General features: G+C 60.5%; 17 protein-coding genes. 16 read left to right on the top strand and 1 reads right to left on the bottom strand.

All coding sequences use genetic code 11. From position 1 onward, the window contains the following. The first annotated feature begins 346 nt into the window (after positions 1 to 346). From fliL to flhB, 8 genes are read left to right on the top strand one after another with little or no spacing between them, the layout of a single operon-like run. Positions 347 to 850 carry a flagellar basal body-associated protein FliL gene (gene fliL / locus M0808_RS28025; protein ID WP_047599975.1) on the top strand — a complete coding sequence of 168 codons (504 nt, stop codon included), beginning with the start codon at positions 347 to 349 and terminating at the stop codon, positions 848 to 850. Between the two features lie 9 nt (positions 851 to 859). Then, positions 860 to 1828 carry a flagellar motor switch protein FliM gene (gene fliM / locus M0808_RS28020; protein ID WP_003222890.1) on the top strand — a complete coding sequence of 323 codons (969 nt, stop codon included), beginning with the start codon at positions 860 to 862 and terminating at the stop codon, positions 1826 to 1828. 52 nt (positions 1829 to 1880) lie between these two features. After that, the gene (gene fliN, locus M0808_RS28015; RefSeq protein WP_164747895.1) at positions 1881 to 2342 is read left to right on the top strand and encodes a flagellar motor switch protein FliN; all 462 of its coding nucleotides are present in this window, start codon (positions 1881 to 1883) and stop codon (positions 2340 to 2342) included. After that, positions 2343 to 2795, top strand: coding sequence for a flagellar biosynthetic protein FliO (gene fliO / locus M0808_RS28010; protein ID WP_247843151.1), 453 nt, complete (start codon positions 2343 to 2345; stop codon positions 2793 to 2795). Further along, the gene (gene fliP / locus M0808_RS28005) at positions 2795 to 3553 is read left to right on the top strand and encodes a flagellar type III secretion system pore protein FliP (protein ID WP_003222895.1); all 759 of its coding nucleotides are present in this window, start codon (positions 2795 to 2797) and stop codon (positions 3551 to 3553) included. The genes fliO and fliP overlap by 1 nt, the downstream gene beginning before the upstream one ends. Further along, positions 3550 to 3819, top strand: a complete 270-nt coding sequence (gene fliQ, locus M0808_RS28000) for a flagellar biosynthesis protein FliQ (protein WP_007920026.1) — start codon at positions 3550 to 3552, stop codon at positions 3817 to 3819. Before fliP ends, fliQ begins: the two co-directional genes overlap by 4 nt. A 3-nt stretch (positions 3820 to 3822) precedes the next feature. Then, positions 3823 to 4608, top strand: a complete 786-nt coding sequence (gene fliR / locus M0808_RS27995) for a flagellar biosynthetic protein FliR (RefSeq protein ID WP_027613914.1) — start codon at positions 3823 to 3825, stop codon at positions 4606 to 4608. Between the two features lie 3 nt (positions 4609 to 4611). Further along, positions 4612 to 5751, top strand: coding sequence for a flagellar biosynthesis protein FlhB (gene flhB / locus M0808_RS27990; protein WP_097090136.1), 1140 nt, complete (start codon positions 4612 to 4614; stop codon positions 5749 to 5751). Positions 5752 to 5981: 230 nt separating this feature from the next. Here flhB and M0808_RS27985 read toward each other — a convergent pair whose 3' ends face one another. Then, positions 5982 to 6341: a hypothetical protein gene (locus tag M0808_RS27985; protein ID WP_247843150.1), complete on the bottom strand. Its 360-nt coding sequence runs from the start codon at positions 6339 to 6341 to the stop codon at positions 5982 to 5984. Between the two features lie 790 nt (positions 6342 to 7131). Here M0808_RS27985 and M0808_RS27980 point away from each other — a divergent pair. The 8 genes from M0808_RS27980 (at position 7132) to M0808_RS27945 (ending at position 16900) form a co-directional block, all read left to right on the top strand. After that, the gene (locus M0808_RS27980; protein WP_139054105.1) at positions 7132 to 7842 is read left to right on the top strand and encodes a hypothetical protein; all 711 of its coding nucleotides are present in this window, start codon (positions 7132 to 7134) and stop codon (positions 7840 to 7842) included. Between the two features lie 215 nt (positions 7843 to 8057). Further along, positions 8058 to 10187, top strand: coding sequence for a flagellar biosynthesis protein FlhA (gene flhA / locus M0808_RS27975; RefSeq protein WP_247843149.1), 2130 nt, complete (start codon positions 8058 to 8060; stop codon positions 10185 to 10187). A gap of 11 nt (positions 10188 to 10198) precedes the next feature. Further along, on the top strand, positions 10199 to 11539 hold the full coding sequence (gene flhF / locus M0808_RS27970; RefSeq protein ID WP_003222914.1) for a flagellar biosynthesis protein FlhF: 1341 nt from the start codon (positions 10199 to 10201) through the stop codon (positions 11537 to 11539). Between the two features lie 113 nt (positions 11540 to 11652). Continuing rightward, positions 11653 to 12483 (top strand): flagellar synthesis regulator FleN, encoded by an 831-nt coding sequence (fleN, locus tag M0808_RS27965; protein ID WP_003222917.1) that lies wholly within the window; start codon positions 11653 to 11655, stop codon positions 12481 to 12483. Beyond that, positions 12480 to 13220, top strand: coding sequence for an RNA polymerase sigma factor FliA (fliA, locus tag M0808_RS27960; RefSeq protein WP_007920004.1), 741 nt, complete (start codon positions 12480 to 12482; stop codon positions 13218 to 13220). Before fleN ends, fliA begins: the two co-directional genes overlap by 4 nt. A 165-nt stretch (positions 13221 to 13385) precedes the next feature. Further along, on the top strand, positions 13386 to 13757 hold the full coding sequence (locus tag M0808_RS27955) for a chemotaxis response regulator CheY (protein WP_024012118.1): 372 nt from the start codon (positions 13386 to 13388) through the stop codon (positions 13755 to 13757). A 17-nt stretch (positions 13758 to 13774) separates the two neighbouring features. Then, entirely contained in the window at positions 13775 to 14563 is a 789-nt protein-coding gene (locus M0808_RS27950) for a protein phosphatase CheZ (protein WP_027613919.1), read from the top strand. 54 nt (positions 14564 to 14617) lie between these two features. Further along, positions 14618 to 16900, top strand: coding sequence for a chemotaxis protein CheA (locus M0808_RS27945; RefSeq protein ID WP_247267704.1), 2283 nt, complete (start codon positions 14618 to 14620; stop codon positions 16898 to 16900). Positions 16901 to 16908 lie beyond the last annotated feature (8 nt).

Below are 16908 nucleotides of genomic sequence, written 5' to 3'. Positions count from 1 at the left end.
CTGTGAATCCATAATCGACTCGGTCTTTCAGGTCGATGTTTGACGCCTGACACCTCGGTCAGCCCCCTCTCCCTCCGGTACATACACTCCCACAGGGAGAGGGAACCGATTGGGGGATGCTCGCGAAGTACGCCGACCGGATACTTGCGCTGTGAATCCATAATCGACTCGGTCTTTCAGGTCGATGTTTGACGCCTGACACCTCGGTCAGCCCCCTCTCCCTCCGGGAGAGGGCTGGGGTGAGGGTGGCTTTTGACTTTAGCGTTACCTCCGACACTTCTGGCATAACACTTGCTCTTGCCTTGCCGTGCGACTGTGAAAACCCGATTAGTGACGGATTATTGGCATGGCGAAGAGCGAAGCAGCAGCTGTAAAAGACCCCGCGACCAAAGGCAAACTCAAGATGATCATCCTGATCGTGGTGGCTCTGCTGCTGGCGATCGGTGTGTCCGTGGGCGCGACCTGGTACTTCATGCACAGTGCTCAGAGCAAGCCTGCCGCAGCGGCGGAGGCCGCGCCGGTCGGCAAGCAGCCGGCGATCTTCGAGCCGATGGCGCCGGCGTTTGTCGCCAACTACAACCAGAACGGCCGTCAGCGCTACATGCAGGTGAGCATCACCATGCTGGCGCGTAACCAGGCCGATCTGGAAGCGCTCAAAGTGCACATGCCGGTGATCCGCAACAACCTGGTGATGCTCTTCTCCGGTCAGGATTTCGCCACGCTGGCGACCCCGGTCGGGCAGGAGATGTTGCGCCAGAAGGCTACCGCCAGCGTCCAGGAAGTGGCGCAGAAAGAGCTGGGCAAAGTGGTGATCGAACAGTTGCTTTTCACTAATTTCGTACTGCAGTAGGAACACGACATGGCCGTGCAGGATCTGCTGTCCCAGGATGAAATCGACGCGCTGTTGCATGGCGTCGACGATGGTCTGGTACAGACCGATAACGCTGCCGAACCCGGCAGTGTCAAAAGCTACGACCTGACCAGCCAGGATCGCATCGTCCGTGGACGCATGCCGACTCTGGAGATGATCAACGAGCGTTTTGCCCGTTACACCCGCATCAGCATGTTCAACATGCTGCGCCGCTCGGCGGACGTTGCCGTCGGTGGCGTCCAGGTGATGAAGTTCGGCGAATACGTACACTCGCTGTACGTGCCGACCAGCCTCAACCTGGTCAAGATCAAACCGTTGCGCGGCACCGCGCTGTTCATCCTCGACGCCAAACTGGTGTTCAAACTGGTGGACAACTTCTTCGGCGGCGACGGCCGCCACGCCAAGATCGAGGGGCGTGAATTCACCCCGACCGAATTGCGTGTGGTGCGCATGGTGCTGGAGCAGGCGTTCGTCGATCTGAAGGAAGCCTGGCAGGCGATCATGGAAGTCAATTTCGAGTACATCAACTCGGAAGTGAACCCGGCCATGGCCAACATCGTTGGCCCGAGCGAAGCAATCGTGGTCTCCACCTTCCACATCGAACTCGATGGCGGTGGCGGTGACCTGCACGTAACCATGCCGTACTCGATGATCGAGCCGGTGCGCGAGATGCTCGACGCCGGTTTCCAGTCGGACCTCGACGATCAGGACGAGCGCTGGGTCAATGCCCTGCGTCAGGACGTGCTCGATGTCGACGTGCCGATCGGCGCCACCGTGGCCCGCCGCCAGTTGAAGCTGCGCGACATCCTGCACATGCAGCCGGGGGATGTGATCCCGGTCGAGATGCCGGAAGACATGATCATGCGCGCCAACGGCGTACCGGCCTTCAAGGTCAAGATGGGCTCGCACAAAGGCAACCTCGCGTTGCAGGTTATCGAGCCGATCGAGCGTCGCTGAAGCGGCGCTTTTCCCCCACGCATTTAACTGAATTGTTGCCCGCCGAGGACAAATGATGAACGACGAAATGAACGCCCAGGACGATCAGGCACTGGCCGACGAATGGGCTGCGGCCCTGGAAGAGACCGGTGATGGCAGCCAGGCTGACATCGACGCGCTGCTGGCCGCCGACGCTGGCGCTGCAAGCTCCAACCGTCTGCCGATGGAAGAGTTCGGCAGCGTACCGAAGAACAACGATCCGGTGACCCTGGACGGTCCGAACCTGGACGTGATCCTCGACATCCCGGTGTCGATCTCGATGGAAGTGGGCAGCACCGACATCAACATTCGCAACCTGCTGCAACTGAACCAGGGTTCGGTGATCGAGCTCGATCGTCTGGCCGGCGAGCCGCTGGACGTGCTGGTCAACGGCACCCTGATCGCGCACGGCGAAGTGGTGGTGGTCAACGAGAAGTTCGGCATCCGCCTGACCGACGTGATCAGCCCAAGCGAACGCATCAAGAAGCTGCGCTGAGTGAAACGGTTTCTCTGGGCTTTGCTGGCACTGCCATTGAGCGTGCTGGCCGCCGAGCCGTCGGCGGCGACGACCGTGCCTGCTGCCACCGCGCCGATGGTCAGCAGCGGCGTGGCCGGGCAACTGACGCAACTGGTGTTCGGTCTGTTGCTGGTGCTGGGCTTGATCTTCTTCCTCGCCTGGCTGCTGCGCCGGGTGCAGCAGGCAGGGCCGGCGGGCAAGGGCCAGGTGATCGAGCTGATCGGCTCCCGCGCCCTCGGTCCGCGTGACCGGTTGATGCTGGTGCAGGTCGGCAACGAGCAGATTCTGCTCGGCTTGAGCCCCGGCACCATCACTGCGCTGCACGTGCTCAAGGAGCCGGTGCCAGTGCCGAGCAGCAGCGAAAAAGCGACCCCGGAATTTGCCCAGCATCTGCTGAAGATTCTCGGCAAGGATCAGAAGGATAAGAAGTAATGGGTGCGCTACGCATCGTCTTGACGCTGGCCCTGATGCTGGCCGCGCCGCTGGCGTTCGCCGCCGACCCGTTGTCGATTCCGGCGATCACGCTGGGCACCAACGCCGACGGCGCGCAGGAGTATTCGGTCAGCCTGCAGATCCTGCTGATCATGACCGCGCTGAGCTTCATTCCGGCGGCCGTGATTCTGATGACCAGTTTCACCCGGATCATCATCGTCTTCTCGATCCTGCGTCAGGCCCTCGGTCTGCAGCAGACACCGTCGAACCAGATCCTCACCGGCATGGCGTTGTTCCTGACCATGTTCATCATGGCCCCGGTGTTTGATCGGGTGAACAATGATGCGCTGCAGCCGTACCTGGCGGAAAAACTCACCGCCCAGCAAGCGGTGGAAAAGGCCCAGGTACCGATCAAGGACTTCATGCTCGCCCAGACCCGCACCAGCGATCTGGAGCTGTTCATGCGTCTGTCCAAGCGCACTGACATCGCCACGCCGGATCAGGCGCCACTGACGATTCTGGTGCCGGCGTTCGTCACCTCTGAGCTTAAAACCGCGTTCCAGATCGGCTTCATGATCTTCATTCCGTTCCTGATCATCGACCTGGTCGTGGCCAGTGTGCTGATGGCGATGGGTATGATGATGCTCTCGCCGCTGATCATTTCGCTGCCGTTCAAGATCATGCTGTTCGTACTGGTGGATGGCTGGGCGCTGATCATCGGCACCCTGGCCAGCAGTTTCGGAGGTGTCTCGCCATGACGCCGGAAGTTGCGGTCGATATCTTTCGTGAAGCGCTGTGGCTGACCACTCTGATGGTCGCGATTCTGGTGGTGCCGAGCCTGTTGGTCGGCCTGCTGGTGGCGATGTTCCAGGCGGCGACGCAGATCAACGAACAGACCCTGAGCTTCCTTCCGCGTCTGCTGGTGATGCTGGTGACGCTGATCGTCGCCGGCCCGTGGATCGTGCAGACGTTCATGGAATACATCATTCAGCTGTACAAAAACATTCCGATGGTCATCGGCTAAGCCATGCAATCGCTGCTTCAGTTGACCGACACCCAGATCAGTACCTGGGTGGCGTCGTTCATGTTGCCACTGTTTCGCGTTGCCTCGATGCTGATGGTCATGCCGGTGTTCGGCACCACGCTGGTGTCGCGGCGGATACGCCTGTATTTCGCCGTGGCCATCACCGTGTGCATTGCCCCGGGGCTGCCGCCGATGCCGGACGTCAGTCCGCTTGCGCTCAGTGGCTGGTTACTGATTGCCGAGCAGATTCTGGTGGGTGCGGTGCTGGGGTTTTCCCTGCAACTGTTTTTCCAGGCGTTTGCCGTGGCCGGGCAGATTGTCGCGATCCAGATGGGCATGGGCTTCGCCTCGATGGTCGACCCGGCCAACGGCGTCTCGGTGGCGGTGATCGGGCAGTTCTTCACCATGCTGGTGACCTTGCTGTTCCTGTCGATGAACGGCCATCTGGTGGTCTTCGAAGTGCTCACCGAAAGCTTCACCACGCTGCCGGTCGGCGGCGGGTTGATGACGGCGCAATACTGGGAGCTGGCCGGCAAGCTTGGCTGGGTTCTCGGGGCGGCGTTGTTGCTGGTGCTGCCGGCGGTCACCGCGCTGCTGGTGGTCAACATCGCCTTCGGCGTGATGACCCGCGCCGCGCCGCAACTGAACATTTTCTCCATCGGTTTTCCGCTGACTCTGGTGCTGGGCCTGTTCATCGTCTGGGTCGGTCTGGCGGACATCCTCAATCAGTATCAACCGCTGGCCTCCGAGGCCTTGCAGTTGTTACGCGAACTGGCACGGGCGCGCTGAGCCATGGCAGAGAGCGAAAGCGGTCAGGACAAAACAGAAGACCCCACGGACAAACGCAAAAAAGACTCCCGTGAGAAGGGCGAGATTGCCCGCTCCAAAGAGCTCAACACCCTCGCCGTGATGATGGCCGGTGCCGGTGCTTTGCTGGTGTTCGGCGGCATGCTGGCCGAAGACCTGATGGAGCTGATGCGCCTGAACTTCACCCTCTCGCGCGAGGTGATCATGGATCAGGGGGCCATGGGCAGGTTCCTGTTGCAGTCGGGCCAGATGGCGCTGTTGGCGATCCAGCCGATCATGATCACCCTGTTGCTGGCGGCGCTGATCGGGCCGATCTCCCTCGGAGGCTGGCTGTTTGCGGCGGGCTCCATGGCACCCAAATTCAGCCGGATGAACCCGGCCGCGGGCCTGAAGCGGATGTTCTCGTTCAAGGCTGTGGTCGAACTGCTCAAGGCGCTGGCCAAATTTCTGATCACCCTGGGGGTGGCGTTGGCGGTGTTGTCGGCGGATGTCGATGATTTCTTGCGGATCGCCCACGAGCCGCTCGAAATGGCGATCATTCACAGCGTCACGCTGGTCGGCTGGAGTACCTTGTGGCTGGCCTGCGGCCTGATCATCATTGCCGCCGTCGACGTGCCGGTGCAGCTCTGGGAAGCCCACAAGAAACTGCTGATGACCAAGCAGGAAGTGCGCGACGAGCACAAGGATCAGGAAGGCCGGCCGGAGGTCAAGCAGCGCATCCGCCAGACCCAGCGCGAGATGTCGCAGCGGCGGATGATGGCGGCGATTCCCGACGCCGACGTGGTCATCACCAACCCGACCCACTACGCCGTCGCGCTCAAGTACGACTCGGAGAAGGGCGGCGCGCCAGTGCTGCTGGCCAAGGGAAGCGACTTCCTCGCGCTGAAGATCCGCGAAATCGCCGTCGCCAACAACGTCATGCTCCTCGAATCGCCGGGGCTGGCGCGTTCGATCTACTACTCCACCGAACTCGAGCAGGAAATCCCCGGTGGCCTGTACCTGGCGGTCGCTCAGGTATTGGCCTACGTCTACCAGATCCGCCAGTACCGCGCCGGCAAGGGCAAGCGCCCGGATCCGCTGAAGGACGATCTGCCGATTCCGCCGGATCTGCGGCGCGATTCCTGACTTGACAGTAACGCAGTAAAAAACCGCCATCCCGATTGAACGGGGTGGCGGTTTTTTTATGCCTGGAGACATGTGTCGGCTGTGAAGCCGCTTTCGCGAGCAAGCCCGCTCCCACCGGTTCGGCGTGCAGGCACAGGTTTGTGATCGACACCAATCCCTGTGGGAGCGGGCTTGCCCGCGAAGACGTCAGCAGGCACAACGCCTCACTCAGGGCTTGTCACAAGTCCCTGTTACTTCGGCAACTCCAGATTATCCAGCGCCCGATTTACCGCCAGCTCGCCGAGCATGATCAGTTGCGCGATGCCCAGCAGCGTCCTGCGCTGCGACGCCGGTATCAGGTGGGCGAAGTCATTGGCAATGGTTCTGGCCGACGCGAGTGTTTCGCAGGCATCGGCCAGCAGTTCTTCGTTTTTGAAGTCTGCGGTCACGGCGTACATCGAGCGGGTTTTGCGTTGAATGGGCGTGGCGCCGGGCGAGCAGAGGTAGTGGTCGAGGGCGCGGTCGGCGGCTTCGTGGAGCTTTTTTGAATCGAGGGATTCGTAGGGGGAGGTGGCGTCGGTTTCGGGTGGGTTGGGTGTTGGTTTGATCATGGTGAGGCTCCTAGAGTCGACGGAGCTGCCACATTTCGCTGCGATACGAAAGGGAGGTGGCAGCCATACGCGGGTCGCAGACCGGGACTCTAGAACCGGCAGACCCAAAGGTCTCCCACGTACAGCCGCCATAAAACGAGGACGGAAGTTGTGCGTCTAGAAATCAGCGGGCTGCGAGACCCGATCGCTGATTCGTCAGCGACCGACCCACAATAGAACCCGCCCCCAAGGCGCACAAGCCGGCGGATTCTGGCGTAGCTGTAGGCAATGGCGCAAGGCTGTGTAGCCTTGGAGGCGTGTCTGGAGGTGTCTTTTAAACGCCAAAGTTTAAAAGGCGCTGCTGCTCCTGATTCTGTGGTGTCGCTGCTGGCTTCTTCGCGAGCAAGCCCGCTCCCACAGGATCTGCGTGATACAGCCAGTCCGTATTCACTGAAAATCGAAAGTGGGAGCGGGCTTGCTCGCGAAATCGTCAGTCCAGGCGCCCGAATTGTCCCGATGAGTCGCGGCTCAGCGCCCGGATCCGCTCAAGGATGATCTGCCGGTTTCGCCAGATCTGCGGCGCGATTCCTGAAGCCTACACTCCGCTATGGGTCGTGCCTGAGCTCCGTTCATGGGCAGCCTGCCATTGGTCGGAAAAGGCTCTCTACCTGTTATTTCTGCCAGTAGACAGCCTCACTCCATGACGATTTCATGAGCAGGGATTTTCCCTTCAATCACTTTGCGGTCGCTGCTTCGGATGCGTGGGAGCAGCAGTGAGCGGTTACTTGCGCAAGACTCAGAGGAAGTAGTCATGAACGAGGATATACCTGCTTATCAGAAGCTTCAGGGCATGGAGATGGCATTTGTTGAGGGAGTGCTGGAGAGGCGTCACGATGAGGTCGTTGGCTCGACCATCGGTTATACGGTCACTTTTGAAATGTCGCTGGACTTCACCCATTTCGTGCAAATGGCCAATGCCCACATTCCCGAGTATCTCCGATCCGAGGTCAATGCTATCCGGCCAGAGCTGATGGGGTTGGCCTATCACTACAGTTACAATTATTTCGCAGGTTCGGCAGGTAACATCGGCACCAAAGAGGATTTATTCGACGTATTTACCGGTGCGGCCAACTACCTTGATATCTGGGGTGAGGGCGCGTTGTGGCGGCGTTACGGCAAACCCGAATTCGCTATGGTGAAGGGTAAATTGCAAGTGACGGCGCGCCAGGATTTCTGTTTTCCGCCATCGACTGAGCGCGAGATCCAGATCGCTGATTTGCCGATTATTCAATTCCAGTGGGCGCTCAATTTAATGCGGGGGCACACGTTTCAGGGAGGGTTGGGGCTGAATCGTCTTCTGGATGAATGGAGGGCGCCTGCTTCTATCGTGATCCTGGGATATGCCCAAGCGGACCTCGTGCCAGTGGGCGAGGAGATGATCAGGCGGGATGCGCTATACGTGAACGGCAAAGAACTCACTTTCGGTCGTATTTCACCCGAGCAGATTCTTAAGGCGGGGTGAGCCGTCTGGCCCGGCTGCTTGCGGGAGTTTGCCTGGCGACTCAATCAAAAGGTCGCAGTCTCGGCACCTTCTACAGAAGAGCGTATTTCTCTGTGGGACGCGCCGCAAGCTGCGATCTTTTTTTGCCTGCGCAAAAGTTGGAAGGCTTCTTGCAGTAGCCGCCGTGCGCCTGCTTTGGGCGTCAAAAGTTTGCTTTAAAGGAACGGGGAAAACCGGTGGATCGCTCTCAGTTATTCAACACTGCTCGCTCGAATGTTGCCGACCTCAGTCGAGGCAATCTGGGCGTGCCGTTGTTGCTGCTGGTCATGCTGGCGATGATGATGTTGCCGGTGCCGCCGTTCCTGCTGGACGTGTTTTTCACCTTCAACATCGCCCTGTCGATCGTCGTCCTGCTGGTCTGCGTGTATGCGCTGCGGCCGCTGGATTTCGCGGTGTTCCCGACCATTCTGCTGGTGGCGACGCTGCTGCGGCTGGCGTTGAACGTGGCCTCGACGCGGGTGGTGATGCTCCACGGTCAGGATGGCCACGCCGCTGCCGGTAAGGTGATCCAGGCCTTCGGTGAAGTGGTGATCGGCGGTAACTACGTGGTCGGTATCGTGGTGTTCGCGATCCTGATGATCATCAACTTCGTCGTGGTGACCAAGGGTGCCGGGCGGATTTCCGAGGTGAGCGCGCGCTTCACCCTCGATGCAATGCCCGGCAAACAAATGGCGATCGACGCCGACCTCAACGCCGGTCTGATCGACCAGAACCAGGCGAAGCTGCGCCGTCAGGAAGTCGCGCAAGAGGCCGAGTTCTACGGTTCGATGGACGGTGCCAGCAAGTTCGTCCGTGGTGACGCCATCGCCGGCCTGCTGATTCTGTTCATCAACCTCATCGGCGGTATGGCCGTCGGTATCTTCCAGCACAACATGACCTTCGCCGACGCGGGCAAGGTTTACGCCTTGCTGACCATCGGTGACGGTTTGGTGGCGCAATTGCCATCACTGTTGTTATCGACAGCGGCAGCGATCATGGTGACCCGTGCTTCCGGTTCGGAAGACATGGGCAAACAGATCAACCGGCAGATGTTCGCCTCACCCAAAGCCTTGGCGGTGGCTGCTGGTTTGATGGCAGTGATGGGCCTGGTGCCGGGCATGCCGCACTTCTCGTTCCTGAGCATGGCTGCGCTGGCTGCCGGTGGCGCGTACCTGTTCTGGAAGAAGCAGAACGTCGCCAAGGTGCAGGCGCTGCAAGAGGTTCAGCGTCAGCAGGAACTGCTGCCGTCGCCGGCCCGCGCCATGGAAACCAAGGAGCTGGGCTGGGATGACGTGACGCCGATCGACATGATCGGTCTGGAAGTCGGCTATCGCCTGATCCCGCTGGTGGATCGCAATCAGGGCGGGCAGTTGCTGGCGCGGATCAAGGGCGTGCGCAAGAAGCTCTCGCAGGATCTGGGCTTCCTGATGCCGACGGTGCATATTCGCGACAACCTCGATCTGGCGCCGAGCGCCTATCGCCTGACCCTGATGGGGGTGATCCTCGCCGAAGCCGAGATCTACCCGGATCGCGAACTGGCGATCAACCCGGGGCAGGTCTACGGCACGCTCAACGGCATTACCGCCAAAGATCCGGCTTTTGGTCTGGAGGCGGTGTGGATCGAAGTCAGCCAGCGTGCGCAGGCGCAATCGCTCGGTTACACCGTGGTCGACGCCAGTACCGTGGTCGCGACGCACTTGAACCAGATTCTGTACAAGCACTCCAGCGAGCTGATCGGCCACGAAGAAGTGCAGCAACTCATGCAATTGCTGGCCAAAAGCTCGCCGAAACTGGCTGAAGAGCTGGTGCCGGGGGTGGTGTCGCTGTCGCAGTTGCTCAAAGTGCTGCAGGCGCTGCTGGCCGAACACGTGCCGGTGCGCGATATCCGCAGCATTGCCGAGGCTATCGCCAACAACGCCGCCAAGAGTCAAGATACCGCCGCTTTGGTGGCCGCAGTGCGCGTCGGGGTATCCCGCGCCATCGTCCAAAGCATTGTAGGCACTGACTCCGAGCTGCCTGTGATCACCTTGGAACCAAGGTTGGAACAAATATTGCTCAATAGTCTGCAGAAGGCAGGACAAGGCTCTGAAGAGGGCGTTCTGCTGGAGCCAAGCATGGCCGAGAAGCTGCAGCGTTCGCTCATCGAAGCGGCGCAGCGCCAGGAAATGCAAGGTCAACCGGTGATCCTGTTGGTAGCAGGCCCGATCCGCGCGATGCTCTCGCGTTTCGGTCGCCTCGCAGTCCCCGGGCTGCACGTGCTGGCCTATCAGGAAATTCCGGACAACAAGCAAGTGACCATCGTTGCGACAGTAGGGCCCAACGGCTGAGGTAGTGGTTTATGCAAGTTAAGCGTTTTTTCGCCGCCGATATGCGTCAGGCCATGAAGCTGGTTCGTGATGAGCTGGGCGCTGATGCCGCCATCATTGGCAACCGCCGCATTGCCGGCGGCGTCGAGCTGACGGCGGCGCTGGATTACAAATTGTCGGCGCTGGCGCCACGGGTTCCGAACATGGAACTCGAGGACGAGCTGCGCAAGACCCAGTCGCGCATCGTGACCGCCCAGGCCGAACTGAGCCTGCGTGGCGAAGCCGACGGCAACACCAATCGGCAGTTGTTCGCCGGGCTGCCGTTGACGGCCGGCCTGCCGCTGACCGCTGCCGAGCCGTTGAGCGAACCGACTTACGCCGCCCCGGCGCGTCCAGCGCCAGCGCCTGCACAGTCGTCCGCCGGCATCGATCCGCGTGCGCTGGATTCGATGCGTTTCGAACTGAACAGTTTGCGTGAACTGATGGAAGTGCAGCTCGGCACGCTGGCCTGGAATCAGCTGCAAGGCAGCCGTCCGGCGCAAGCCAATCTGTATCGTCGTCTGCAACGCATCGGTCTGTCCGGGCCGTTGTCGCGCGATCTGCTGGCGATGATCACCGATATTGAAGAACCACGTCAGGCCTGGCGCATGCTGCTCGCGCACCTGGCGCGAATGATTGCCGTACCGGAAGTCGAGCCGCTGGAAGAGGGCGGGGTGATTGCCATGGTCGGCCCGGCCGGCATGGGCAAAACCACCACCCTGGCCAAACTCGCGGCGCGCTACGTGCTCAAGTACGGCGCGCAGAACGTGGCGCTGGTCAGCATGGACAGTTTCCGTATCGGTGCCCAGGAACAGCTGAAGACCCTGGGCCGCATTCTCAATGTGCCGGTGACCCACGTCGATCCGGGCCAGTCGCTGGTGCAGGCGCTCGACCCGCTGCTGCGCAAGCGCGTGGTGCTGATCGATACCGCCGGCTTGCAGGCCAGCGATCCGGCTTTGCGCATGCAGCTGGAAAGTCTGGCCGGGCGTGGCATCCGTTCAAAAAATTATCTGGTGCTGGCAACCACCAGCCAGAAACAGGTTCTAACCGCCGCGTACCACAGTTACAAGCGTTGCGGGCTAGCCGGCTGCATCCTGACTAAACTGGATGAGACGGCCAGCCTTGGCGAAGTGTTGAGCCTGGCGATCAGTCATGAACTGCCGGTCGCGTACCTGACCGATGGCCCACGGATTCCGGATGATCTGCATCTGCCGCGCCGTCATCAACTGGTCAGCCGCGCCGTCAGCGTGCAAATGCAGGAAGAACCCAGCGAAGAAGCCATGGCTGACATGTTCGCTGATATCTACCACAGCCCGACCAAGCAGGTTGGCTGAGGTAATGAACCGTTTTTGTACCTACATCGATGGTCTGCCATGCATTGTTCCGGTTGAGAACGCGCAGCCAGTAATGTGGCCTCCGTCTATGCAAGACAAGGTAAAGAAATAACATGGGCAGCATGCATCCCGTACAGGTGATCGCGGTGACCGGCGGCAAAGGTGGCGTCGGCAAGACTAACGTGTCAGTGAACTTGTCTCTGGCGCTGGCAGAGCTTGGCCGTCGGGTCATGCTGCTGGACGCCGATCTGGGGCTGGCGAACGTCGACGTTCTGCTGGGACTGACCCCCAAACGTACTCTGGCCGATGTGATCGAAGGCCGCTGTGAGCTGCGCGACGTGCTGTTGCAGGGCCCCGGCGGGATCCGCATCGTGCCGGCCGCTTCCGGCACCCAAAGCATGGTGCACCTGAGCCCGGCGCAACATGCCGGTCTGATTCAGGCCTTCAGCGACATCGGCGACAATCTTGATGTGCTGGTGATCGACACCGCTGCGGGTATCGGTGACTCGGTAGTCAGTTTTGTCCGCGCCGCCCAGGAAGTGTTGCTGGTGGTCTGCGACGAGCCGACCTCGATCACCGACGCCTACGCGCTGATCAAACTGCTCAACCGCGACTACGGCATGAACCGCTTCCGCGTACTGGCCAACATGGCGCAGAGCCCGCAGGAAGGGCGCAACCTGTTCGCCAAGTTGACCAAGGTCACGGATCGCTTCCTCGACGTCGCCTTACAATACGTCGGCGCCGTGCCGTACGACGAAAGCGTGCGCAAGGCAGTGCAGAAGCAGCGAGCGGTCTATGAAGCCTTTCCGCGTTCCAAGTGCGCGCTGGCGTTCAAGGCGATCGCGCAGAAGGTCGATACCTGGCCGCTGCCTGCCAACCCGCGCGGCCACCTTGAGTTTTTCGTCGAGCGCCTCGTGCAGCAAACAGCAGGGCCTGTGTTATGACCGCGAGCGGTATGAACTACTACAAGAAGTCGGCACGTGACGCGCAGTACGAGTTGATCGAGCGTTACGCGCCACTGGTCAAGCGGATTGCCTATCACTTGCTGGCACGCTTGCCGGCGAGTGTGCAGGTTGAGGACCTGATTCAGGCCGGGATGATCGGCCTGCTCGAAGTCTCGACCAAATATGACGCCAGCAAAGGCGCCAGTTTCGAAACGTACGCGGGCATCCGGATCCGCGGCGCGATGCTCGACGAAGTACGCAAAGGGGATTGGGCACCGCGCTCGGTTCACCGCAATACCCGTATGGTCAGCGATGCCATTCGCTCAATTGAAGCTAAAACCGGCCGTGACGCTAAAGATCACGAGGTTGCGGCCGAACTCCAATTGAGTCTCGACGATTACTACGGGATTTTGAATGACACCCTGGGCAGCCGGCTGTTCAGTTTCGACGACCTGTTGCAGGACGGCGAACACGAAGGGCTGCACGAGGATGGCGCCAGTGCTCATCTTGAGCCGTCACGCGATCTGGAAGATGAACGCTTCCAGGCGGCGCTGGCGGACGCGATTGCCAATTTGCCGGAGCGTGAGCGACTGGTGTTGGCGCTGTACTACGACGAAGAACTGAACCTCAAGGAAATCGGTGAAGTCCTTGGCGTCAGTGAATCGCGGGTCAGCCAGTTACACAGCCAGTGCGCGGCCCGTTTGCGGGGGCGTTTGGGGGAGTGGCGAGCGCGCTGAAGGCAGTGTGGGGACACTGCGAACGAGGCTGGTGCGGTGAGAACGGCACCGGTCTTGCTCTGTTGTGCTCCAGACAGTCTTCGAGTGCTGCGCCGATTGATTGAAGTGGCGCGTCCAGGTGCTGGGCGCGTTTAAGACTGCTTGGAGGTCGAATTGAACAAAGACATGAAAATCCTCATCGTTGATGACTTCTCAACGATGCGGCGGATCATCAAGAACCTGCTGCGCGATCTCGGGTTCACCAACACCGTCGAGGCCGACGATGGCACTACTGCCATTCCGGTACTCAACAGCGGCAGCATCGACTTTCTGGTAACGGACTGGAACATGCCGGGCATGACCGGTATCGACTTGCTGCGCCACGTGCGTGCCGATGAAAAACTCAAGCATCTGCCGGTGCTGATGGTGACCGCTGAAGCCAAGCGCGAGCAAATCATCGAGGCCGCTCAGGCCGGTGTGAACGGCTACGTGGTCAAACCTTTCACGGCTCAGGCGTTGAAAGACAAAATCGAGAAGATTTTCGAACGCATCGGCTGATGACGCGCGGGGGAGCTATGGAGCATAACGAATCTTCACAGGGCGATTTCGAGTCGACCCTGAAAAAACACGCGGTCGAACTGGTCGAGAGCCTTGAAAAAGGCAGGTTCGGCGACGCTGTGCAACTGATCCATGAGCTCAATCAGACCCGTGACCGCGGCCTGTATCAGGAAGTGGGCAAGCTCACACGCGAACTGCACAGTGCGATCGTCAATTTCCAGATCGATCCGCACATGCCGCAGGCCGAGGAAGTGTCGCAAATCACCGACGCCACCGAACGCCTGGGCTATGTGGTCAAGCTGACCGAAGCCGCGGCCAACCGCACCATGGATCTGGTGGAAAGCGCCACCCCGGTGGTCAATGGCCTGGCTGAAGAAGCCCAGGCGCTGAGCACCGATTGGGGCCGCTTCATGCGTCGTGAAGTCGGAGCTGAAGAGTTCCGCGAACTGGCGCGCCGGGTCGACGGTTTTCTGTCACGCAGCAGCACGGACAACCGTGCGGTGTCGAGCAACCTCAACGACATCCTGCTGGCTCAGGATTACCAGGACCTCACCGGTCAAGTGATCAAGCGTGTGACCCAACTGGTCACCGAAGTCGAAAGCAATTTGCTCAAACTCGTCCTCATGGCCAGTCAGGTTGACCGCTTTGCGGGCATCGAACACGACCGTGCCGCGATGCTTGCAGAAAAAGATCCACAAAAACATCTCTCGCAGGGTGAAGGTCCGCAGATTCATGCCGATAAACGAGAAGACGTTGTGTCCGGTCAGGACGATGTGGACGATTTGTTATCCAGCCTCGGATTCTAGAGTTTTGGAATTTTAGGTTTTTTGGGTTTTTAGACCTGTAGGAGCACCCCATTAATGAGCTTCGGCGCCGATGAAGAGATCCTTCAGGATTTCCTGGTTGAGGCCGGCGAGATTCTTGAGCAACTGTCCGAGCAACTGGTCGAGCTGGAAAGCCGCCCGGATGACGCAGATCTGCTCAACGCAATTTTTCGCGGTTTCCACACTGTAAAAGGGGGCGCCGGCTTCCTTCAGCTCAACGAGCTGGTGGAGTGCTGTCACATCGCCGAAAACGTGTTCGACATCCTGCGCAAGGGTGAGCGGCGCGTTGATGCAGAACTGATGGACGTGGTGCTTGAAGCACTGGACGCGGTGAACAGCATGTTCAGCGAAGTCCGTGAACGTGCACCGATCACGGCGGCCACCCCGGAACTGCTGGCCGCCCTGGCGCGTCTGGCCGAGCCGCAAACGGCCGACGAAGCCCCGGCTTCGCCAGTGGCCGAGATGATCGAAGAACTGGTCGTCGAAGGCGATTCGAGCGATTCGGGCGACATCACCGATAACGAATTTGAACAGCTGCTGGATTCGCTGAACGCCGTCAAGGCCGAAGCCGAAGCCCCGGCTGCTGCTGCACCTGCGCCGGCTGCCGATGCGACTGCCAGCGATGAAATCACCGACGCCGAATTCGAGTCGTTGCTCGATCAACTGCACGGCAAAGGCCAGTTCGCGCCAGACGCCGTCGCACCGACTGCGGCTGCTCCGGCGGCACCGGCGGCGGGCGACAGCTCGGACATCACCGACGACGAATTCGAAGCACTGCTCGATCAGTTGCATGGCAAGGGCAACTTTGCCGTGGAAGCGCTGGAGTCGGCGATCGCCTCGGCACCGGTTGCGCCTGCCGCACCGGCGGCCGCCGCTGCCGGCAGCGATCTGATCAGCGATCACGAATTCGAATCGCTGCTCGACGAGTTGCATGGCAAAGGCAAGTTCACCGATGTTGGCGCCGCTGCTGCGGGCACCGCGTCGACTGTGGCTGCGCCTGCCGCCAAGGCTGCTGCCGCTCCGGCTGCTGCGCCGAAGGCTGCGCCCAAGCCTGAGCCGAAAGCCGAAGCGCCAAAACCTGCTGCCGCTGCTGCACCGGCTCCGGCCCGTGCTGCCGCTGCTCCGCCGCCGGAAAAACCGGCGAGCGAAGCCGAGACCACTGTGCGGGTCGATACCGCGCGTCTCGACGAAATCATGAACATGGTCGGCGAACTGGTGCTGGTGCGTAACCGTCTGGTGCGCCTGGGTCTCAACAGCGGCGACGAAGCCATGTCCAAGGCCGTGTCGAACCTCGACGTGGTCACGGCTGATTTGCAGACCGCGGTGATGAAGACCCGGATGCAGCCGATCAAGAAGGTCTTCGGGCGCTTCCCGCGTCTGGTTCGTGACCTCGCGCGTCAGCTCAAGAAAGAGATCAACCTGGAGCTGGTGGGTGAAGAAACCGACCTCGACAAAAACCTTGTCGAGGCCCTGGCCGACCCGCTGGTCCACTTGGTGCGTAACGCCGTCGACCACGGCATCGAATCCCCAGAAGAACGCGAAGCTTCCGGCAAGGCCCGGGGCGGTCGCGTGGTACTGGCCGCCGAGCAGGAAGGCGATCACATCCTGTTGTCGATCTCCGACGACGGCAAGGGCATGGACCCGAACGTGCTGCGTTCGATCGCGGTAAAACGCGGTGTGATGGACAAGGACGCGGCCGATCGCCTGAGCGATACCGAGTGCTACAACCTGATTTTCGCCCCGGGTTTCTCGACCAAGACCGAGATCTCCGACGTGTCCGGCCGCGGTGTCGGCATGGACGTGGTGAAAACCAAGATTTCCCAGCTCAACGGTTCGATCAACATCTACTCGACCAAGGGCCAGGGCTCGAAGATCGTCATCAAGGTGCCGCTGACGCTTGCGATCATGCCGACCCTGATGGTGATGCTCGGCAATCAGGCGTTTGCGTTCCCGTTGGTCAACGTCAACGAAATCTTCCACCTCGACCTGTCGACCACCAACGTGGTGGATGGCCAGGAAGTGGTGATCGTGCGGGACAAGGCGCTGCCATTGTTCTACCTCAAGCGCTGGCTGGTCAGCTCCGCCGCTCACGAAGAGCAGCGCGAAGGCCATGTAGTGATCCTTTCGGTGGGCACCCAGCGGATCGGCTTCGTCGTCGATCAACTGGTCGGCCAGGAAGAAGTGGTCATCAAGCCATTGGGCAAAATGCTGCAGGGCACTCCGGGCATGTCCGGCGCCACCATCACCGGTGACGGCCGCATCGCGCTGATCCTTGATGTTCCAAGCATGCTCAAGCGTTACGCGACGAAGCGTATTTGAATCCGGGG

The organism is Pseudomonas sp. MWU12-3103b, assembly GCF_023100615.1.
Classification (GTDB): Bacteria; Pseudomonadota; Gammaproteobacteria; order Pseudomonadales; family Pseudomonadaceae; genus Aquipseudomonas; species Aquipseudomonas putida_A.
This window is presented reverse-complemented; position numbering and strand designations above follow the sequence as displayed.